This window comes from Lachnotalea sp. AF33-28 (assembly GCF_003477885.1).
GTDB lineage: Bacteria > Bacillota > Clostridia > Lachnospirales > Lachnospiraceae > AF33-28.
On sequence record NZ_QUEE01000004.1, the window covers coordinates 110,734 to 130,826 of the forward strand.

A 20,093-nucleotide genomic window follows, 5' to 3' on the forward strand; every position below is an offset into this window, starting at 1 on the left:
CATGGCCAGAAATAAATATGACGTAGACGAAAATCTGGAAGTGAAATTTGACTTTGGCCAGGTAAAGCGCCTTGGGAAATATCTAAAACCGTTTAAGAAGAAACTGATACTGGTGGTGGCCGTCATGCTGTCCGCCAGCGCCGCATCCATGCTGCTGCCCAGATTTTTTATGACGGTAATGGATGAATATATTCCCAATAAAGATATGCACGGGCTCCTGATGGTGGCGCTTGCGACCCTCGCCATCACCATCTATGTGGCTGTGGCGCTGCGCATTAAGATTAAGATCACCACGACGATCGGACAGAGCGTAATCCATCAGTTACGGGAGGATATTTTTTCACACCTGCAGGAACTGCCGTTTTCCTACTATGACAGCCGGCCTTACGGCAAAATCCAGGTGCGCGTGGTCAACTATGTGAATAACCTAAGCGACCTGCTTTCCAACGGTATCATCAATACCATCACCGATCTCTGCAGCCTGGTGTTTGTCCTGATCTTTATGTTCAGCATCCATGTTAAGCTGACATTAGTCTGCATGTGCGGATTCCCGGTGCTGGCAGTCGTTGTCTTTCTGATCAAGAAGAAGCAGAGGCGCGCATGGCAGAACTCCAGCAATAAGCAGTCCAACCTGAATGCATATATCGCGGAGAGCATTAACGGCATCCGCGTGACGCAGGCCTTTGTAAGAGAGCGGGAAAATGCGGGCATTTTTAACCGTTTAAGTGAGAACTGCCGCAAAGCATGGATGGGAGCCATAAAATTTAACTTCCTGATCCACCCCACAGTGGATAACATATCCACGATTACGACCGCTTTTATTTATCTGCTTGGGATTTCGTGGATGGTTTCCGGTGCGGGAGATGTGACCGTAGGTATCATGATTGCATTCACCGGCTATATTGGCAGGTTCTGGGCGCCGATCACCACACTGGCAGGTTTTTACAATTCACTGCTGACCGCCATTTCTTACCTGGAACGAATCTTTGAAACCATAGATGAGCCGATCACGGTGAAGGATCAGCCGGGCGCGGTGCCTATGCCGGAAATCGAAGGCAGGGTGGAGTTTAAAGATGTGGTATTTTCCTATGAAGACGGCGTCAGGGTGTTAAACGGCATCAATTTTATCACGCAGAAGGGCCAGTCCTTTGCGATTGTAGGCCCCACCGGAGCCGGAAAGACCACGATCGTCAATCTGTTAAGCCGTTTTTATAACCTGGAATCCGGTCAGATCCTGATCGACGGGGTGGATATCAATACCGTGACGATCCGTTCCCTAAGGACACAGATGGGCGTCATGATGCAGGACAGTTTTATATTCTCCGGCACCATCATGGACAATATCCGGTACGGCAATATGGATGCCACGGATGAAGAGGTGATCGCGGCGGCAAAGACCGTATGCGCCCACGATTTTATTAAGGATATGGAAGACGGATATTATACGCAGGTAAATGAGCGGGGCAGCAGGCTTTCCGTAGGGCAGAGACAGCTGATCTCCTTTGCCAGAGCGCTTTTGGCGGACCCGAAGATCCTGATTCTCGACGAAGCCACCTCCAGCATCGATACGGAAACAGAGATCGTGCTGCAGAAGGGCTTAAACCGCCTGCTGGAGGGCAGAACCTCCTTTATCATCGCCCACCGCCTCTCCACCATCAAGAACAGCTCCTGCATCATGTATGTGGACAGAGGCAATATACAGGAGATGGGAAGCCACGACGAGCTGATGGAACTGCAGGGAGAATACTACAAGCTCTATATGTCGCAGTATGAATTTCTGAAGAGAGCATAAAAAATATCAGCCCCATCTGGCGGATACATGCCGGATGGGGCTGATTTTTTAAAATTATTTATTCATCCACTTCGCTGAACTCATCTTTGCCTACCGCACAGAGAGGACAAACCCAGTCTTCGGGAAGATCTTCAAATGCTGTGCCGGGATCAATGCCGTTATCCGGATCTCCGGCTTCGGGATCGTAGATGTAACCACATACGTCGCAAACATATTTTTTCATGACAGAATACTTCCTTTCTTGATATATTTATAAGTGTAAACTGATTATAGCATTTTTAGTCAAAAAAGAAAACGAAATAAACTATAAACTGTATTAAATATTTTTCGGACGTTGCTGTTCAGGGTTGTCGTAAACCTACCGCGAATGACAGGTCAGCCCTGAACAGTAACTTTCGGACAGACATACCGCACCAGCCCCCTGCTGTGCCGGCCGTATTCGATGGCTTCAGCCGGACAGCGGCAGATACACGCCATGCAGTGGGTGCAGTTCTTTCCCCATACGGGCTTTCCGCGGTCGAGGTGAATATTGCTTAACGGACAGACCTTTGCGCATTTCCCGCAGGATATACAGGCGTCGGTGGCGTAAAATTTTTTAGCATGAACAAACGCCGGATAGAAAATATTGTTTACAAAGCCACTGTTCAGCTTATCCTTTACTGTCACGGCAGGCTGTATAAACGGCTCACCTTTCTTGATTAAAAGTGCTGCATTGTCAATCACCTGTTCCGCCTGTCCGATGATAGCCAGCGCCTCTTCTTTCGCCGGCGCAGTGAACATTGCAATGTAGTTCTCAGGCATAACAATTTCGGCGCACCCCATATAATTCAGTCCTTTAGCGGCACACAGCTTCTTCAGATAGTTCCCCGCATTACCGATATTTCCGCCGCAGGTCATCACAAAATAAATATTCCTGTTTCCGGAAAGACTGGTACGGTGCAGCCATTCCTGCACAATGCGGGGGATTCTCCATGCATAGGTGGGTATGGCAACGACCCAGGGGCTGTCGGAATGCATGGGGGAAAAATCGCGGCTGCGTATTTTTTCAAATAAACTGACCGTTTCATCCCTGCATGCTTCTCCGATCCTCTTTGCTGCGTATTCACTGTTGCCGGTGCCGGAAAAATATAAGATCATACGATTCGCCTCCCATTTTTCTGCTGATAGGCCGATGGCCTGCGCCCGCCTTGGCGCGCTTCCTTTATGTTTCTCTTTGTAATAGTATACCGGAGAAGGTCAGTTATTACAACATCAGTATGTTACTGTTCACAGTTACCGAAAAATTCCCGCGTAAGAGAGGGCAGGGTATGGTCCTCTCATACGCTGCTTTATCGGCAACGTGTGAACAAGTAACATCAGTATAGAAACTCTTTACCTTAGATTTGACAAGAAACAAAACAGGGCGTAAACTACTGTTACGGCAGACGGCTCTGTGTCCGCAGCTTTGCAGACGCACACCTGACACAGAGATCAGGCACTCTATTCACCATTATTTACACAATGCAGTACTAAAAATAAACAGTATAAGGAGAACGATATGCTCGAGTACAAATATGACACACAGCTCTTAATTGAAGGAGAAGACCTTTCCGAAGATGAGATCAACGATTATATCACAAATAATATAGAGGGCGACTGCCTGCTGGCGGTTGGGGATGAGGAGCTGATCAAGATACATTTCCACACCAACACGCCCTGGAAGGTGCTGGAGTACTGTGCCTCACTGGGCGAGATTTACGATATCGTGGTGGAGAACATGGAACGCCAGTCCAATGGCTTGCAGGGATAAGCGGGCAACCGGCTGTTACCTCCCTGCGATCCGTATGTTGCATCGGGTTGCGCAAATGCCGCGTTGCTGCGGTGGCATACGCAATGCGGATCATGTAGTATAATCAAAAACATGAAATTGGAGGCAGCAGTTTATGAAATTTGGTGAAAAACTTACCGGCCTTAGAAAGAGCCGCGGCATGTCGCAGGAAGAGCTGGCATCACAGATATCGGTGTCCAGACAGGCGGTTTCGCGCTGGGAGTCTGGAGATACCATGCCGGATGCGGCGAATATCGTGCAGCTTGGCAGACTGTTTGAGGTGACGACGGACTATCTGCTGTATGACGAGTACGGCGAAGAAGCCGGCAAAGAAGTGCAGGCGTCCGAAATGCGGCAGCCGGCAGACTGTACCGCCGGCAAACGGAAAGAAAAAAACACCGGCCGCCTATGGGTGGCTGTAAGTGCCGCGTTAAGCGGCATTGGCGCGCTGGGACTGCTGGTGATCTGGGTGCTTTCCACAATGATCCAGTCCGGCTTCTCATCGGCCGCCTCAGACGGCATAAATGTGTGGTATACCAATGATCCGCCCTACTCCTTCAGCGGTTTTGTACAGATGTACCGCCTGAATGCCCTGGTAGGCATCTTCTGTTTCTGCCTGATTGCCGGTATCCTGCTGACCGTGTGGAAACTCATAAGCGTACGGCTAAGCGCGGGCCGCGGTGATCAGGACGGGGAGGAAGCACGCTGATGTGTGCGCAGGACATCCGCCTGCGATTTATAAAATGGAGGATTCTAAATATGAAAAAATACAGAACAGGCAGGGCCGCCGTCTTGGGCTTTCTTATCGCATTGGTCCTGCTTTTTAGCGGCTGTGCGGAAGCGGCGAATGAAAGCGGCACATCCGGCAGCAGCTATGCGCCGCCGGCATCCGGGGAATTAAAGATCACCTTTCTGGACGTGGGCCAGGCGGACTGCACATTGCTGGAAAGCGGCGGGCAGACCATGCTGATCGATGCGGGCAACCGCGGGGATGCGGATTTGATCATACAGTATCTGGATAACCTGGGCACCACGCGCCTTGATTATGTGGTGTTCACCCATCCCCATGAGGACCACATCGGTTCCGGTTCCCGCCTTGTCAATGCCTTCGAAGTGGGAACCGCTTATATGGGAGCGGAAGAGTTTGACAGCGGCGTATACCGAAAGCTGATCGAGGACCTGGCGGAGCAGAAGGTAAATGTGGTGCATCCCAGGCCCGGCGATCAGATCCTCCTGGGAGAATGTCCCGTGGAATTTCTGGGGCCGGTGAAAGATTATGAGGATGTGAACGATGATTCCATCGTGCTGAAAGTGACCCATGGGGAGAACCGTTTCCTGTTTACCGGAGACGCCGGCAGTGAAGCCGAGAAAGATATGATAAGTTACGGATATGACCTGAAGGCGGATCTGTTAAAGACGGGCCATCACGGCAGCGCCACATCCTCCTCCTATCTGTTTCTGCGTGAGGTGAACCCTAAATACGCGGTCATTATGTGTGAGACCGGCAACGATTACGGCCATCCCCATGAGGAAACCCTAAGCCGTCTGCGGGATGTGGGCGCCACCGTATACCGCACCGACCGGATGGGAACCGTGACCGTGGTGAGCGACGGCAAAGAAATCGTATTCAGCGTTCCCGGCATAGAAAGCGACCGTGAGCACGGTACGGATGAAGGCGGCCTGGGAGAGATCACCTCCTACATAGGCAACAGGAATTCAAAAAAGTTCCATCTCCCAGACTGCAGCAACCTCCCGGCCGAGCAGAACCGCGTCTATTTCCAAACCCGTAAACAAGCTGTAGACGAAGGTTATGCCCCCTGCGGTAACTGCAACCCATAAAGAAAAATGTAAAACTCCACTTGATTGCTTTGAGAGTATTCAGTATAATAATGCGTAGAGTGACGGCAGGACAGGAAAAGCAGGTTCGGCGCCGCAATCATAAACTTAAGATGCGCGAAGTACGTCGCAGAAATGAGGGAGAAAATGGAAAATATTACGATGCAGTCGGTAAATGCGATCAGAGTTCTGGCCGCGGATGCCGTACAGAAGGCGAATTCCGGCCATCCGGGCCTGCCCTTGGGCAGCGCAGCCATGGCATACGAATTATGGGCAAATCACATGAATCACAATCCGAAGGATCCGGAATGGAAAAACCGGGACCGCTTTATCCTTTCCGGCGGACACGGTTCCACACTTCTTTATTCCCTGCTCCATCTGTACGGGTACGGGAATCTGTCCATCGAGGATTTAAAACAGTTCAGGCAGTGGGGCTCCCTGACCCCCGGCCATCCGGAATACCGCCATACGGTTGGCGTAGAAGCAACTACGGGTCCCTTAGGCGCCGGCATGGCGATGGCAGTGGGCATGGCGGCTGCGGAGAAGCATTTGGCCGCTGTATTTAATAAAGAAGGATATCCTGTGATGGATCACTACACCTATGCGCTGGGCGGCGACGGATGCATGATGGAAGGCATTTCTTCAGAGGCATTCTCACTGGCGGGCACGCTGGGGCTTAGCAAGCTGATCATCCTGTATGATTCCAATAAGATCTCCATCGAAGGCTCCACGGACATCGCATTTACCGAAAATGTGGGCATGCGCATGGAGGCGTTCGGATTCCAGGTGCTGACGGTGGAAGACGGCAACGATCTGGAAGCCATCGGCGCGGCGATTGAAGCGGCGAAGGCGGAGAAGAGCAAACCTTCATTTATAATAGTAAAAACGGAAATCGGCTACGGCTGTCCGGCCAAACAGGGAAAAGCCAGCGCCCACGGGGAGCCTTTGGGCGCGGATAATGTGGACGCGCTGAAGGATTTTCTGGGATGGCCGTCCAAAGAGCCGTTCTATGTGCCCCGGGAAGTGTATGACCATTACAGAGCGATCGGCGAGGAAAAGGCGAAGACAGAGGATGCCTGGAACGCGATGTTTGATGAGTACTGTGAGAAATATCCGGAGATGAAAGCCCTGTGGGAGACATATTTTGAAGGGGATCCGGCAGAGGCCTGCGAAGCCTCCGAAGCGTTCTGGTCATGCCCGGACAAACCGGAAGCTACGAGAAGCCTGTCCGGCAAGCTGATTCAGGTGATCAAGGATCTGGCGCCCAACATAGTCGGAGGATCCGCGGATCTGGCTCCGTCCACGAAGACCTATATGAACGGCGAAGGAGATTTCTCCAAGGATACGCCGGAAGGAAGAAACCTGCATTTCGGCGTCCGTGAACTGGCGATGACGGCGATCGGCAACGGCATCATGCTGCATGGCGGCCTTAGATGTTTTGTCTCCACATTCTTCGTGTTCAGCGATTATGTGAAGCCCATGGCCAGGCTGTCAGCCATCATGGGAGTTCCGCTCACCTATGTGCTGACCCATGACAGCATCGGTGTGGGGGAAGACGGCCCCACCCATGAGCCCATCGAACAGCTGGCGATGCTTCGGGCGATGCCTAATTTCCATGTGTTCCGTCCCTGCGACGCCATGGAGACCGCTGCCGCATGGTACAGCGCGCTGGCTTCAGACAGGACGCCGACCGCTCTTGTGCTGACCAGACAGAACCTGCCGCAGATTGCCGGTTCCTCCAAGGAGGCCCTAAAGGGCGGATATGTGATCGCGGATTCCGAGAAGGAGACTCCCGATGCGATCATCATAGCCAGCGGTTCCGAGGTATCCCTGGCAATCGATGCGAAGGCGGAGCTGATCCGGGACGGCATAGATGTCAGAGTGGTGAGCATGCCTTCCATGGATGTGTTTGAGGAACAGTCCGAGGAATATAAAGAAAGTGTTCTTCCAAAGAGTGTGAGAAAGAGAGTCGGCGTGGAAGCCCTGTCCGGTTTCGGATGGGACAGGTATGTCGGGCTGGACGGAAGGATCATCGCGATGCAGACCTTCGGTGCCAGTGCTCCGGCCAATACGCTGTTTAAAGAATTCGGCTTCACTGTAGAGAATGTTGTAAATGCTGTAAAGAGCCTGTAAGTACAGACAAAAGGCGGCGGCGCGCTGCCGGTGCAAACATAGATTCAGCCCTACAGCGTGTTTGAAAATTCATTCTGCGGAAAGCAGTTTTCAAACACGCTGTAGTGTGTAAATACCGGCGCACGGGGGCTGTGATGCTGATCCGGGAGAGGCGGCAGCCTGGTCCGGAGACAATGCAGGCGCGCATAGGGCGCGCAGATAGGAGCGTATATGAAAACAAATGTAATCGAAAGTGAACGCCTGACAGTGGAAGTGGCGGATGCCGGCGCGGAGCTGATCCGCATTTATGATAAGGCAAACAGCAGGGAAGTGCTCTGGAATGCCGACCCAGCCGTATGGAACCGCCATGCTCCCATTTTATTCCCCATGGTAGGGGTGAGCAATCAGGGACAGTACCGCCTGAACGGCAAGGTGTATCCGATGACGCAGCACGGCTTCGCAAGGGATATGGATTTTACGCTGACCTCCTGTGACAGCGGCAGCATATGGTACGCCCTGGAATCCACGGAGCAGACAAAGGAGAACTATCCGTTTGATTTCCGGCTGGAGGTCGGACACCGCCTGTTTGACAATCAGATACAGGTGATATGGCGGGTGGAAAATACCGGAAAGGACACGATGTATTATAATATCGGCGCTCATCCGGCATTCCGTATACCGGAAGGCCTTAAGAAAACGGATATGAAGATCGCGTTTGACGGACAGTCTTGTCTGCCTTACATCAATATCGAGGATCCCGGATGCGGATGCGCGCTGGCAGATCAGGTACATACGCTGAAGCTGGAGAACGGGACCTGCAGTATAGATGAGCATTTCTTTGATAAAGGCGTCTATATTTTTGAAAATGAAATCATCGACAAGGCATCCATCTGTTATGGGGACGGCAGCCCGTATGTGTCCGTACTCTGTGAGGATTTCACCTATTTCGGCCTTTGGACGAAACCCACCCATCCCTTTATCTGTCTGGAACCCTGGTTCGGCAGATGCGATGATCTGGGCTATACCGGAGAATTGAAGGATAAGACCGGCATCATGCAGCTGGATGCAGGGGATACCTTTGAGGCTTCTTATTATATAGTGATACATTGAGCAGCCGGACAAAGTTTATCGGATGACTGCTAAGAGGAGGAAAGATCTATGTACAGGATAGTAAAAGCGAAACGGCTGGCAGATAAGATTTATCTGATGGAAGTGGAAGCGAAACGAGTGGCGAGGGCCTGCGAGCCCGGACAGTTTGTCATTGTTAAGATGGATGAGCACGGAGAGAGGATTCCGCTGACGATCTGTGACTACAACCGGGAGGCCGGCACAATTACCATCGTGTTCCAGAGCGTCGGCGCTTCTACGGAACGCATGGCATCTCTTCAGGCGGGCGACAGCTTCGAAGATTTTGTAGGCCCTCTGGGATGTCCGTCCGAGTTCATTCATGAGCCGTTAGAAGAACTGAAAAAGAAAAAATATATCTTTGTGGCCGGCGGCGTTGGCGCCGCGCCCGTGTATCCGCAGGTGAAATGGATGCATGAGCACGGCATTGCGGCGGATGTAATTGTGGGCTGCAAGACGAAGGATCTGCTGATCCTGGAAAAAGAGATGGAAGCGGTTGCCGGCAATCTCTTCATCACCACCGATGACGGCAGTTACGGGCGCCACGGCATGGTGACCAAGGTGCTCAAGGATCTGGTGGAAGAGGAAGGCAGGAGGTATGATGTCTGCGTGGCCATCGGTCCGATGATCATGATGAAATTTACCTGTCTTACCACCAAAGAACTGGAAATCCCGACCGTTGTCAGCATGAACCCCATCATGGTAGACGGAACCGGCATGTGCGGAGCCTGCCGGCTCACGATTGGCGGAGAGGTGAAATTTGCCTGTGTGGACGGGCCGGAATTTGACGGACACCTGGTGAACTTTGACGAAGCGATGAAGCGCCAGCAGATGTACAGGACAGAAGAAGGGCGCGCGCTGCTAAAGGAGCGGGAAGGCGATACCCACCACGGCGGCTGCGGCCATTGCGGAGGTGACGAATAATGGATATGTTGAAGAAGGTGCCTGTCAGAGAGCAGGATCCAAAGGTTCGTGCGGCTAATTTTGAAGAGGTCTGCTACGGCTATAATCTGGAAGAGGCCATGGAGGAAGCGAAGCGCTGTCTCAAATGTAAAAATGCCCAGTGCATGAAGGGCTGCCCCGTACATATCAATATACCCGGATTTATCGCAGAGGTGGAGAAGGGGGATATTGCGGCGGCATATAAGGTATTGTCTGAAGCGACCTCCCTGCCGGCTGTCTGCGGCCGCGTGTGCCCGCAGGAGAGCCAGTGCGAGGGGAAATGTATCCGCGGAATCAAAGGCGAGCCGGTTTCCATCGGAAAGCTGGAGCGTTTTGTGGCGGACTGGGCCAGAGAAAACGGCATCTGCCCGGAGCCTGTGAAAGAAACAAACGGCATTAAAGTAGCGGTGATCGGTTCCGGCCCTGCAGGGCTCTCCTGTGCCGGCGATCTGGCAAAGCTTGGATATGAGGTGACTATTTTTGAAGCGCTGCATGAGCCGGGCGGAGTTCTGACCTATGGCATTCCTGAGTTCCGTCTGCCCAAGGACGGCGTGGTGAAGCCGGAGATTGAAAATGTAAAGCGTCTGGGCGTGAAAATCGAAACCAACGTGGTGATCGGCAAATCCACCACCATCGATGAACTGATGGAGGAGGAGAATTTTAAAGCGGTATTTATCGGCTCCGGAGCCGGCCTCCCCAAATTTATGGGCATACCGGGGGAGAATGCCAACGGCGTATTCTCCGCCAATGAATATCTGACCAGAAGCAATCTGATGAAGGCGACAAGAGACGATTATGATACCCCCATGGTGGCAGGAAAGCGTGTCGTAGTGGTGGGCGGCGGCAACGTGGCCATGGATGCGGCCAGGACCGCGCTGCGTCTCGGAGCAGAGACTCATATCGTATACCGCAGAAGCATGCAGGAGCTGCCCGCCAGGGCGGAAGAAGTCCATCATGCGCAGGAAGAAGGAATCATCTTCCAGCTTTTGACCAATCCTGTGGAAATCCTGGTGGATGACAACGGCTGGGTGAAGGGCATTACCTGTATCCGCATGGAGCTGGGGGAACCGGATGCAAGCGGGCGCAGACGCCCGGTGGAAGTGCCCGGTTCCGAATTTACCATTGACGCGGATGTGGTGATCATGGCTCTCGGAACTTCCCCTAATCCGCTGATCGCCTCCACAACCGACGGTCTGGAAATCAATAAACGCAGATGCATCATCGCGGAGGAGGAGTACGGAAAGACGACTAAGGAAGGTGTTTACGCCGGCGGCGATGCGGTGTCCGGGGCTGCCACGGTTATCCTGGCAATGGAAGCGGGAAGAAACGGCGCTAAGGGCATACATGAGTACTTAAGCGGCAGAGGAGAGTGATCTCCGGCCGCATTCATCCAGGCAAAACAGCCCGGATGCTCTGTAAATCAATGAGGAGGAGAAGGCTATGAGAAAAGAAGAGTTTACGGTTCCGTCTTCGGACGGAAAGTCCAGTCTCCACGCGCTGCGCTGGGTGCCGGACGGAGAGGTGCGGATGATTCTGCAGATTTCCCACGGCATGGTGGAATATGTGGACCGCTATGACTGGTTTGCCTCTAAGTGTGCCGCGCAGGGGATCCTCGTTGTTGGACACGATCATCTGGGCCACGGAAAGACAGCCGTCTTAAAAGAGGATCTGGGATATTTCGCCGATGAAAATGGTGCCGCGCTGGTGCTAAAGGATCTGCACCGGACGTTTATTCATATGAAAGGGCAGTATCCGAATGTCCCCTATGTGCTGATGGGGCACAGCATGGGTTCTTTCTTTGCACGGAGGTATCTGACGCTGTACGGGAAAGAGCTGGACGGCGCCATCATCATGGGGACCGGGAGCCAGCCGCTTGCCGCTGTGGTCTTTGGACGGTGGCTTTCGGGCATTATGATGAAGGTTAAGGGCGCACGTTACCGCAGCAGGCTGCTCTTTAACCTCACGCTCGGAAGTAATAATAAGAGGATAAAGCCTCTGGTCACCGCCAACGACTGGCTGACCAGGGACCCGCAGATTGTCGCAAAATACAATGCGGACCCGTTCTGCACCTTCATCTTCACCGTGTCCGCCTATCATGATTTCTTCACGCTGCTGACGGATGTGATGAAGAAAAAGGATCTGGACAAGATTCCGGCAGAGCTGCCGGTGCTGTTTATCTCCGGCGCAGAGGACCCTGTGGGCGGCTATGCAAAAGGCGTGGAAGCGGCCTGCAGACAGTATAAAGAGGCGGGCATAAAGGACGTGGAGTTCAAACTGTATGAGGGCGCGCGCCATGAGATCCTAAACGAAACAAACCGCGAAGAGGTCTGCGACGATATCCTGTGCTGGCTGGATAAAATACCGTCTAAATGTAACAGTTCAGACGGCTCATCTTCTTGACCGAAAAAACCGGTCAAGAAGCATCGGATGTCCATCCGATGTGAAAAATAGCACAAAAACAGTCTTATGAGCAAGCTCAACGCCTGCTTTTGCACTATTTTTCCCGCCGTCTGAACTGTTACGTCTAAATGAGTTTTTGGCAAAGCATCACATGAGAGGGCAGGGCATGGCCCTCATTGGGATTCCTTGAAATCCGTCCCAATGAGGATCATGCCCTGTCCTCTTATGTGTGAAAAATCTGCGGCAGCTGCGAATTGTAACAATGACAACCCATATGCCGGAATCTTTTCACAATATATTTGACAACGGCAGCAGAAGCCTTATATAATGTAGTTTATAACAGGATGACGAAAATCTGCGGATACGGGCAGGTGTATCTTCATAGATCTGACAGGAGAGAAAGCGTTATGGCACAGAAGAAAAAAAGATGGATCGGATGGCTTATGATGACGGTTATGGCAGCGCTCATGACCGTACTGGTTCCGGGAACTGCATTTGCAACAGGAGAAGGAGGATCTTCCTCCGATGCGACGCTGGTTACACTGACCGTCGCTCCAGGTACGATGGAGCCGGAATTTTCGCCGGAAGTGACGGAGTATACGGTCTATGTGGAGAATAAGGATACGCGTCTTGCGGTCAGCGCGCGGACAGCGGCAGAGGAAGCTAAATTCGTTGTATCCAATACGGATCTGCAGGTCGGCGATAATGAGATTACAATCCGTGTTACCGCCGGTGACGGGACGCTCAATACCTATACACTCTATGTCGTGCGTCCGGCCGAGGGGGAAAGCATTGCCTCCACTGAACAGGCCGGCGGCAATGAGACGGCCGGTGTGCCGGAACAGCCTTCCGGGGAACAGACTATGGGAACGGAGCAGCCTGTCTCCCAGGAGGGAGAAGACGGCATTACTGCCCGAATCCTGGAGATTCTGCATAATAAGTATGTCAGGCTGACACTCCTGGCTCTGGTGGTGATCATTGTCCTGATTCTGATTGTGATGGCGGTCAGGTCGGTGAAGGCCTCAAAGGATCCCTGGGAGAACGGTGACGGCGGGGAACCGGAGGAAGACGGAGCCGATGAGGAAAAGGAAACGTTACCCGAAGAAACGGAAGAGGATGAGGAAGAATCAGACTTTGATCTCATAGAACTGGACGATTTGGAGGAAGAGACAGAGACTGTATGGGATCTGGGTGAAACCGATGAAGCGGGTGAAACCCGGCAGGAGGATTCTTCTGCCAATGTGGGCTTTAACGGCGTGAAAGACCGCAGGACCAAAGCGGAGATCGATGAGATCACCGCGCTTCTAAGCCGTCTGGTGAGTGAAGCGGGCAACGGCACGGACAGCGCAGGGGATGCAGGCAGCCGTGCGGACACTGACAGCGCCATGAAGGCGGATAAAGCGGCGGAAGAAGAAAATGCCGGGGATTCGGATGACATAGAACTATTGGATCTGGAGCTCATCGATCTTGATGAAGAAGAGCAGGAGACTCCGAGGCCTGAAGAAGACGCGGCCGGTAAGGAAGAAACGGACGGTCAGGACAGCGATATCGAATTATTTGATCTGTAGGATAATGGGCGGTCAAGGCCTGTACAGGGAAGGAAAGAGATGGAAGATTTCGAGTCAGAAGTGAATAAGATAATAGAGGCAGGCGCTTACCGCTATATTTTGAGCGGCCCACGCAGTCAGGCAGAGCCCTACCGCCGGATTGTGGTAAGCCGCAAAAAAGAATATTACCAGGCGGAACAGTATACGCAGAAGCAGGTATTCCATCTGAATTTAAGCGCGCAGGAACTGCCGGGCTATCTGACAGGCCAACTGAAGGACCGCTACATGCAGATGAACGCCTGGACGGACATCCATGAATATCAGATAAAGATCTCTAAGAAAGGCAGGGCCCTCGTGAACAGGACACGGGCCGCCGCAAAGCCAGCGTCTTTGGAAAGCCATAACCGTCAGAAAAATTACCTGTTAAAAGAAGGTACGGTAATTCCGCCGCTGGTGGATATGGGCGTTTTCACAAAAGAAGGGGCCGTTGTGAAATCCATGTATGATAAATACAGGCAGATCAACCGCTTTGTGGAGCTGGTCGACGATGCGCTGAAAGGGCAGGAAGGCGGGGAGTTGAGGGTCATCGATTTCGGGTGCGGGAAGTCCTATCTGACCTTTATACTCTACTATTACCTCACAGAGATCCGCGGCATGCAGGTCCGCATGACCGGTCTGGATCTAAAAGAGGATGTGATCCGCCGCTGCAGCGAGACCGCAGCGAAGTATCATTATGACGGCCTGAATTTTGAAATTGGGGATATCGGCGGCTATCGGTGTGACGAACCGGTGGATATGGTGATCACGCTGCATGCCTGCGATACGGCCACGGACTACGCGCTCTATCACGCAATCCGCTGGAATGCGAAAATGATCTTTTCCGTACCCTGCTGCCAGCATGAATGCAACGGGCAGATAGAGAGCGAACGCCTCGCAGCCATCACGCGCTATGGGATCATCAAGGAGCGGGCGGCGGCGCTGTTCACTGACGCGATCCGGGGCAACCTGCTGGAGTACAGCGGCTACCGGACACAGCTGCTGGAATTTATCGATATGGCCCATACCCCTAAGAATATACTGATCCGTGGCATACGCTCGGATATCAGCAGCAGAAAGCGCCGGGAAGCGCTGGACGAAGTGCTGAACCTAACTGAAGAATTCCACCTTTCCCCCACCCTGCTGCGCCTGATGAAGGACGGAGGCCAGGTGTAAATTACCATTGACAAGTACGGTGTGCATCTGTTATAACATATATATAACAGATATAACTTAACGGACTTGTCAATTTTTATATCATGGGAGCGCCCGGCAGTCTCTCACGGTATGAAAAGCCTTGCGGCCGGTGCGGGGCGTAGGGCAGGATTGGAGTGATACATGGTGATTTTAAAGATTGATTTTAACAGCGATGAGGCTTTGTATGTGCAGCTCTGCAATCAGATCATACTGGGAATCGCTACGGATTCGATCCGGGAGGGGGATGCGCTTCCTTCCGTCAGGCAGCTGGCGGAGCATATCGGCATCAATATGCATACGGTGAATAAGGCGTATACCGTGCTGCGGCAGGAGGGCTTTGTCAAGCTGGACCGCCGGCGCGGAGCCGTTGTGGCGGTGGACAGCGATAAATACCAGGCGCTGGAAGAGCTGCAGAAGGAACTGGAGGTTGTGCTGGCAAAGGCAATCTGCAAGAATATCAGCAGAAATGAAGTCCATGCGATGATTGACAATCTGTTTAATAATTATATGTCTCCGGGCCAGGATTGCGGAGAATAGATGGGAGGATACCGATATGTTGTGTGAAAGATGCGGACAGCGGGAAGCGAATATCCGGTATACAGAAGTGATTAACGGCGTGCGCTCAGAGCATAATCTGTGCAGCCAGTGCGCCAGGGAAATGGAGCTGGGAGGCCCCTATGCGGCGATCTTTGATTCGGAGTTTCCGCTCGGCAGGCTGCTTTCCGGCCTTCTGGGGCTTCAGACCGAGGACGAGAGCAAGATGGAGGATGAGGCCAGGATGGAACAGCTTTCCTGTCCTACCTGTAAAACCACTTATGAGGAATTTATAAAAAACTCCAGGTTCGGATGTCCCGACTGCTATCAGATGTTTGATCTGCTCATGAGTGATAATATTAAAAAGCTGCAGGGCAGCGATACCCATGTGGGAAAACGGCCGAAGTACGGCCTGGAAGAGACGGATGAGAAGGAACGCGCCGATGTGGGCCGAAAGAGCCAGGAAGAAGAGCTGTCTCTGCTGGAATCAAGACTTCGGGAAGCGATTGCAGAAGAGGAGTATGAGACGGCAGCCAAGTACCGCGATCAGATTAAGGAATTAAAAGAAAGGATGAACGCAGATGCTTAAATGGTATGAGGATGCGAATCGGCAGCAGGATGTGATCATTTCCAGCCGCATCAGGCTGAACCGCAATGTGAAGGGCTATGCGTTTCCGGAGCAGCTTAAGGATGCGGACCGGGAGGGCCTGATCGGTCTGCTTAAGGGCGGTATACAGGATGCGGCTCCAAACCTTAAATATCAGAGCCTGGCTCCGGGGCAGAAAGCGGAAAAGGATGTGCTGCGGGAGCGAAGGGTAATCAATTCGGCCATGGCGGAAAGCGGAAGAAAGATGGGACTTTTCATGTCTGACGATGAGTCGGAGAGTGTACTCATCTGCGGCGATGACCATATACGGATACAGTGCAGCATGGGCGGCCTGTCTCTGCAGAAGCTGTGGAGCAGGGCCAATGATCTGGACGATGCGGTAAATGAGAAGTTTGCATATGCCTTTGACAGCAAGTACGGTTATCTGACCGCCTTTCCCACCACTATGGGGACGGGGCTGAAGGCATCGGTGCTCCTGCATCTGCCGGTGACGGCCAGCGGCAGGCAGTTTCGAAAGCTCTTGGAGGAAATTACCAGAATTGGGCTGACCATCAAAGGCGCCTATGGAGAGCCGACGGAGAACTACGGCGCCCTGTACCAGATATCCAATCAGAAAACCCTGGGCTTAAGCGAGGAAAATATCATCGCCACGGTCCATCAGATCGCGGGACAGATCGCCGCGCAGGAACGCAAGGCGCGCATGCTTCTGCAGAAGGAGCACCGCGGTGAGCGGGAGGATGAAACTTACAAGTCCTACGGCGTGCTGAAATACGCGCGCAGGCTGTCACTGAAGGAGGGCATGACCTATCTCTCGCAGATCAGGGCAGGCTTAAATGACGGATATATTCATATGCAGAACCCCGTCAATATTTACGGACTCATGCTTGGCATACAGCCGGCCAATCTGGCGGAAAACGCGGGGCATCCGGTGAAAGAGGAAGAGCTGGATGTGCTGCGGGCGGAATACATCAGAAGCCAGCTGCCGGATCTGGACGGGAATAAATAGAACACAGAAAGGAACACAAAAATCATGCTATATGACAGATTTACCAATAAAGCGAAGGAAGTGCTGAATCTGGCGGTAGAGGTTGCCGGAGAATTTGAACATGGCTATGTGGGCACAGAGCATATATTGATCGGTATCCTTCATGAGGGCACCAGTGTGGCCGCCACCGTCCTGCAAAACCACGGTGTGGAAGAGGAACGGGTGGTGGAGCTGGTGGGGCAGCTGATCGCGCCGGTCAACCAGGTCCAGACAGCGGAACCGGAAGGCTATACCCCCAGGGCCAAGCGTGTTCTGGAGAACAGCTACCGCGAGGCTATGCGCCTGAAATCACAGCTGATCGGTACGGAGCATATTCTGATCGCGATCATAAAGGACGGGGACTGTGTGGCGGCCCGGTTGTTAAACACCATGCGCATCAACATTCAGAAGCTCTATGTGGATCTGCTGGTGACAATCGGTGAGGACACCAGTTCCTATAAAGAGGAGTTGAACAATGCCAGACAGGGGGCCAGAGGAAAATCCCAGACGCCCACTCTGGATTCCTACAGCAGGGATTTAACCCAGCAGGCCAGAGAGGGAAAGCTGGATCCTGTCATCGGAAGGACTGAGGAAATCCAGCGGGTGATTCAGATCTTAAGCAGAAGGACGAAAAACAACCCCTGTCTGATCGGGGAACCCGGCGTCGGTAAAACAGCTATCGCGGAAGGGCTGGCGGAGCAGATCATCACAGGCAATGTGCCTGATACCGTTAAGAACAAGCGGGTGCTGACCCTGGACCTGTCCGGTATGGTGGCCGGTTCCAAATACAGAGGAGAGTTCGAGGAAAGGATTAAAAAGGTCATATCTGAAGTGAGGGATGACGGAGATGTGCTCTTATTCATCGATGAGATTCATACGATTATCGGGGCCGGAGGTGCGGAGGGCGCCATCGACGCCTCCAATATCTTAAAACCCTCTCTGGCCCGCGGCGAGATACAGCTGATCGGCGCTACAACCCTGGACGAATACCGCAAGTATATCGAAAAGGATGCGGCCCTGGAGCGGCGTTTTCAGCCGGTCATGGTGGATGAGCCGTCCGAGGAGGAGACCTTTGAAATCCTGAAGGGCCTTAGGGGACGTTATGAGGAACACCATCAGGTGACGATTACGGACGAAGCGCTGCAGGCGGCGGTTAAGCTTTCTGCCAGATATATCAACGACCGGTTCCTGCCGGATAAGGCCATTGACCTGATCGATGAGGCATCCTCCAAGGTGCGGCTGGCAGCCTTTGTGGCGCCGCCGGAGATCAAGCAGCTGGAATCCGAGATTGAGGCGCTGAATGCGGACAAGGAAGCGGCCATCAAGAGCGAGGCTTATGAAAAAGCCGGAGAGATAAAGAAAAAACAGGAAAAGAAGCGTGAGAAGAAAGAAAAACTGCTGGCGAAGTGGGAGAAAGAGAAAACAGGCAAAAAGCTGGTGGTGACCGAAAATGAGATAGCCGATGTGGTATCCGTCTGGACCAAGATCCCTGTGCGCAAGCTGGAGGAGGGGGAGACCGAGCGCTTAAAGAAGCTGGAGTCCATCCTGCATGAGCGCGTGGTAGGGCAGGAAGAGGCCGTTGTGGCCGTATCCAAGGCGATCCGCAGAGGCCGTGTGGGGTTGAAGGATCCCAAGCGCCCCATCGGTTCCTTCCTCTTTCTGGGACCTACCGGAGTCGGCAAGACGGAGCTGTCCAAAGCTCTGGCGGAGGCCATGTTTGGCAGTGAAAACGCGCTGATCCGTGTGGACATGTCGGAGTATATGGAAAAGCACAGCGTATCCAAGATGGTGGGATCGCCGCCCGGATATGTGGGATACGATGAAGGCGGTCAGTTAAGCGAAAAGGTGCGCCGCAACCCATATTCGGTGATCCTTTTTGACGAGATTGAAAAGGCCCACCCCGATGTGTTTAATATCCTGCTTCAGGTGCTGGATGACGGGCATATCACAGATGCTCAGGGAAGAAAGATCGATTTTAAGAACACGGTCTTGATCATGACCAGTAACGCGGGGGCGGAGCGGATCGTCGAGCCGAAGCGCCTGGGCTTTACCGTGGCAAACGATGAAAAGGCCGACTATGACAACATGAAGAACAATGTGATGGACGAGGTTAAGCGCATGTTTAAACCGGAATTTTTAAACAGGATCGATGAGATCATCGTATTCCATGCCCTGACCAGAAGCAACATCGAAGAGATTGTGGATATCATGTTATCTTCCATCAACCGCAGGATCGAAAGCCAGATGAATATCACGCTCCATGTGACGCCCAAAGCCAAATCATGGCTGATCGACAAGGGATACGATCAGAAATACGGAGCCAGACCGCTGCGCCGGGCACTTCAGAGCAATATTGAAGATAAGCTGGCGGAAGAGGTGCTGGACGGCAATATCCGGGCCGGAGATAAAGTGACCGTTTCACTGGAAAAGAATGCGCTGAAGTTTGCTGCAGCAAAGCCGGTAAATGCCTGACAGTAAAACACGCTCTAGTGCCGTCTGAACCGTTAGGTAAAATTCCTTATGGATTGAAACAAGTACTGGAAAAATGCATGGAACTATACTATAATATATGCATGAAAAACCGGAATCGGCATGCCGGTTCCGGATGCAACCAAAGAAATAGATCAGGGAGGGCAATGTAATGCCAGCAATTAAAGAATTACTGCGTGCGGAAGCGGACGGCAGATTAAGCTTTGGGGACTATACGCTTACGAGCAAGGCAAAGATGCCTGATTTCGAACATCAGGGGGATATCTATTACGTGAAGACGTTCCAGGAGAGCACAAGACTGGAAAAGAACGGCATGTTTGTGTACGAATCCGTACCGGGTACCGCAGTCACCAATTTCGCAGTAACTGAGACCGGAGTATCCTTTCAGGTAGAAGGCAATGAAGATGCCCAGATTACGCTGGAACTGGAAGAGGCCACAGATTATAAGATCTATGTGGACGGGAAACAGGTGGGGGAGATGACCACCAACCGAAGCGGCAAGCTGTCCTTCAGCGTAGAACTAAGCGCCGGTCAGGCGCTGGCTGTTACAGTGGAGAAATAGAAGATAAGAAACAGCATACAATGTGGGGCCGGGCCTCCTTTGCCTGTAAGGCATGGACTGTCCGGCCCCACAGCTGTCTTGA

18 protein-coding genes are annotated in these 20,093 nt (G+C 52.6%); 16 read left to right on the top strand and 2 right to left on the bottom strand.

Features of this window, described 5'->3' with window-relative positions:
• Window position 1: 1 nt before the first annotated feature.
• Entirely contained in the window at window positions 2–1,792 is a 1,791-nt protein-coding gene (locus DWZ56_RS06985; protein WP_118555676.1) for an ABC transporter ATP-binding protein, read from the top strand.
• Window positions 1,793–1,850: 58 nt separating this feature from the next.
• Here the strand turns inward: DWZ56_RS06985 and rd are convergent, their stop codons facing one another.
• Window positions 1,851–2,015 (bottom strand): rubredoxin, encoded by a 165-nt coding sequence (gene rd, locus DWZ56_RS06990; protein ID WP_118555677.1) that lies wholly within the window; start codon window positions 2,013–2,015, stop codon window positions 1,851–1,853.
• 152 nt (window positions 2,016–2,167) lie between these two features.
• Window positions 2,168–2,929, bottom strand: a complete 762-nt coding sequence (locus tag DWZ56_RS06995; protein WP_118555678.1) for an EFR1 family ferrodoxin — start codon at window positions 2,927–2,929, stop codon at window positions 2,168–2,170.
• Between the two features lie 400 nt (window positions 2,930–3,329).
• Here DWZ56_RS06995 and DWZ56_RS07000 point away from each other — a divergent pair, with 400 nt between their 5' ends.
• The 15 genes from DWZ56_RS07000 (at window position 3,330) to DWZ56_RS07070 (ending at window position 20,011) form a co-directional block, all read left to right on the top strand.
• The gene (locus DWZ56_RS07000) at window positions 3,330–3,581 is read left to right on the top strand and encodes a kinase to dihydroxyacetone kinase (RefSeq protein WP_118555679.1); all 252 of its coding nucleotides are present in this window, start codon (window positions 3,330–3,332) and stop codon (window positions 3,579–3,581) included.
• A 133-nt stretch (window positions 3,582–3,714) separates the two neighbouring features.
• Window positions 3,715–4,308, top strand: coding sequence for a helix-turn-helix domain-containing protein (locus DWZ56_RS07005; RefSeq protein WP_118555680.1), 594 nt, complete (start codon window positions 3,715–3,717; stop codon window positions 4,306–4,308).
• Between the two features lie 50 nt (window positions 4,309–4,358).
• On the top strand, window positions 4,359–5,438 hold the full coding sequence (locus DWZ56_RS07010; RefSeq protein ID WP_158584486.1) for a ComEC/Rec2 family competence protein: 1,080 nt from the start codon (window positions 4,359–4,361) through the stop codon (window positions 5,436–5,438).
• A gap of 144 nt (window positions 5,439–5,582) precedes the next feature.
• Window positions 5,583–7,568 (top strand): transketolase, encoded by a 1,986-nt coding sequence (tkt, locus tag DWZ56_RS07015; protein WP_118555682.1) that lies wholly within the window; start codon window positions 5,583–5,585, stop codon window positions 7,566–7,568.
• Window positions 7,569–7,778: 210 nt separating this feature from the next.
• Window positions 7,779–8,657 carry an aldose 1-epimerase family protein gene (locus tag DWZ56_RS07020; RefSeq protein WP_118555683.1) on the top strand — a complete coding sequence of 293 codons (879 nt, stop codon included), beginning with the start codon at window positions 7,779–7,781 and terminating at the stop codon, window positions 8,655–8,657.
• 48 nt (window positions 8,658–8,705) lie between these two features.
• Window positions 8,706–9,596 carry a sulfide/dihydroorotate dehydrogenase-like FAD/NAD-binding protein gene (locus tag DWZ56_RS07025; protein WP_118555684.1) on the top strand — a complete coding sequence of 297 codons (891 nt, stop codon included), beginning with the start codon at window positions 8,706–8,708 and terminating at the stop codon, window positions 9,594–9,596.
• Window positions 9,596–10,987 (top strand): NADPH-dependent glutamate synthase, encoded by a 1,392-nt coding sequence (gltA, locus tag DWZ56_RS07030; RefSeq protein ID WP_118555685.1) that lies wholly within the window; start codon window positions 9,596–9,598, stop codon window positions 10,985–10,987. Before DWZ56_RS07025 ends, gltA begins: the two co-directional genes overlap by 1 nt.
• A 67-nt stretch (window positions 10,988–11,054) precedes the next feature.
• Entirely contained in the window at window positions 11,055–12,014 is a 960-nt protein-coding gene (locus DWZ56_RS07035; protein ID WP_118555686.1) for an alpha/beta fold hydrolase, read from the top strand.
• Between the two features lie 407 nt (window positions 12,015–12,421).
• Complete coding sequence (locus DWZ56_RS07040; protein WP_158584487.1) at window positions 12,422–13,582, top strand: cadherin-like beta sandwich domain-containing protein; 1,161 nt, start codon at window positions 12,422–12,424, stop codon at window positions 13,580–13,582.
• A gap of 39 nt (window positions 13,583–13,621) precedes the next feature.
• Window positions 13,622–14,773, top strand: coding sequence for a class I SAM-dependent methyltransferase (locus tag DWZ56_RS07045; RefSeq protein WP_118555688.1), 1,152 nt, complete (start codon window positions 13,622–13,624; stop codon window positions 14,771–14,773).
• Between the two features lie 165 nt (window positions 14,774–14,938).
• Entirely contained in the window at window positions 14,939–15,331 is a 393-nt protein-coding gene (locus tag DWZ56_RS07050) for a GntR family transcriptional regulator (RefSeq protein ID WP_118555918.1), read from the top strand.
• 16 nt (window positions 15,332–15,347) lie between these two features.
• A complete protein-coding gene (locus DWZ56_RS07055; RefSeq protein ID WP_118555689.1) occupies window positions 15,348–15,917 on the top strand; it encodes a UvrB/UvrC motif-containing protein in 570 nt (189 codons plus the stop codon).
• Window positions 15,910–16,941: an ATP--guanido phosphotransferase gene (locus tag DWZ56_RS07060; RefSeq protein ID WP_118555690.1), complete on the top strand. Its 1,032-nt coding sequence runs from the start codon at window positions 15,910–15,912 to the stop codon at window positions 16,939–16,941. Before DWZ56_RS07055 ends, DWZ56_RS07060 begins: the two co-directional genes overlap by 8 nt.
• A gap of 24 nt (window positions 16,942–16,965) precedes the next feature.
• Window positions 16,966–19,431 (top strand): ATP-dependent Clp protease ATP-binding subunit, encoded by a 2,466-nt coding sequence (locus tag DWZ56_RS07065; protein WP_118555691.1) that lies wholly within the window; start codon window positions 16,966–16,968, stop codon window positions 19,429–19,431.
• Window positions 19,432–19,600: 169 nt separating this feature from the next.
• Window positions 19,601–20,011, top strand: a complete 411-nt coding sequence (locus DWZ56_RS07070; RefSeq protein ID WP_118555692.1) for an endosialidase — start codon at window positions 19,601–19,603, stop codon at window positions 20,009–20,011.
• Window positions 20,012–20,093: the final 82 nt, after the last annotated feature.

Bases quoted from the DNA above. Each gene is read 5' to 3' on its own strand.
- DWZ56_RS06985 (WP_118555676.1), top strand. From the start codon at position 2: ATGGCCAGAAATAAATATGACGTAGACGAAAATCTGGAAGTGAAATTT.
- rd (WP_118555677.1), bottom strand. From the start codon at position 2,015: ATGAAAAAATATGTTTGCGACGTATGTGGTTACATCTACGATCCCGAA.
- DWZ56_RS06995 (WP_118555678.1), bottom strand. From the start codon at position 2,929: ATGATCTTATATTTTTCCGGCACCGGCAACAGTGAATACGCAGCAAAG.
- DWZ56_RS07000 (WP_118555679.1), top strand. From the start codon at position 3,330: ATGCTCGAGTACAAATATGACACACAGCTCTTAATTGAAGGAGAAGAC.
- DWZ56_RS07005 (WP_118555680.1), top strand. From the start codon at position 3,715: ATGAAATTTGGTGAAAAACTTACCGGCCTTAGAAAGAGCCGCGGCATG.
- DWZ56_RS07010 (WP_158584486.1), top strand. From the start codon at position 4,359: ATGAAAAAATACAGAACAGGCAGGGCCGCCGTCTTGGGCTTTCTTATC.
- tkt (WP_118555682.1), top strand. From the start codon at position 5,583: ATGGAAAATATTACGATGCAGTCGGTAAATGCGATCAGAGTTCTGGCC.
- DWZ56_RS07020 (WP_118555683.1), top strand. From the start codon at position 7,779: ATGAAAACAAATGTAATCGAAAGTGAACGCCTGACAGTGGAAGTGGCG.
- DWZ56_RS07025 (WP_118555684.1), top strand. From the start codon at position 8,706: ATGTACAGGATAGTAAAAGCGAAACGGCTGGCAGATAAGATTTATCTG.
- gltA (WP_118555685.1), top strand. From the start codon at position 9,596: ATGGATATGTTGAAGAAGGTGCCTGTCAGAGAGCAGGATCCAAAGGTT.
- DWZ56_RS07035 (WP_118555686.1), top strand. From the start codon at position 11,055: ATGAGAAAAGAAGAGTTTACGGTTCCGTCTTCGGACGGAAAGTCCAGT.
- DWZ56_RS07040 (WP_158584487.1), top strand. From the start codon at position 12,422: ATGGCACAGAAGAAAAAAAGATGGATCGGATGGCTTATGATGACGGTT.
- DWZ56_RS07045 (WP_118555688.1), top strand. From the start codon at position 13,622: ATGGAAGATTTCGAGTCAGAAGTGAATAAGATAATAGAGGCAGGCGCT.
- DWZ56_RS07055 (WP_118555689.1), top strand. From the start codon at position 15,348: ATGTTGTGTGAAAGATGCGGACAGCGGGAAGCGAATATCCGGTATACA.
- DWZ56_RS07060 (WP_118555690.1), top strand. From the start codon at position 15,910: ATGCTTAAATGGTATGAGGATGCGAATCGGCAGCAGGATGTGATCATT.
- DWZ56_RS07065 (WP_118555691.1), top strand. From the start codon at position 16,966: ATGCTATATGACAGATTTACCAATAAAGCGAAGGAAGTGCTGAATCTG.
- DWZ56_RS07070 (WP_118555692.1), top strand. From the start codon at position 19,601: ATGCCAGCAATTAAAGAATTACTGCGTGCGGAAGCGGACGGCAGATTA.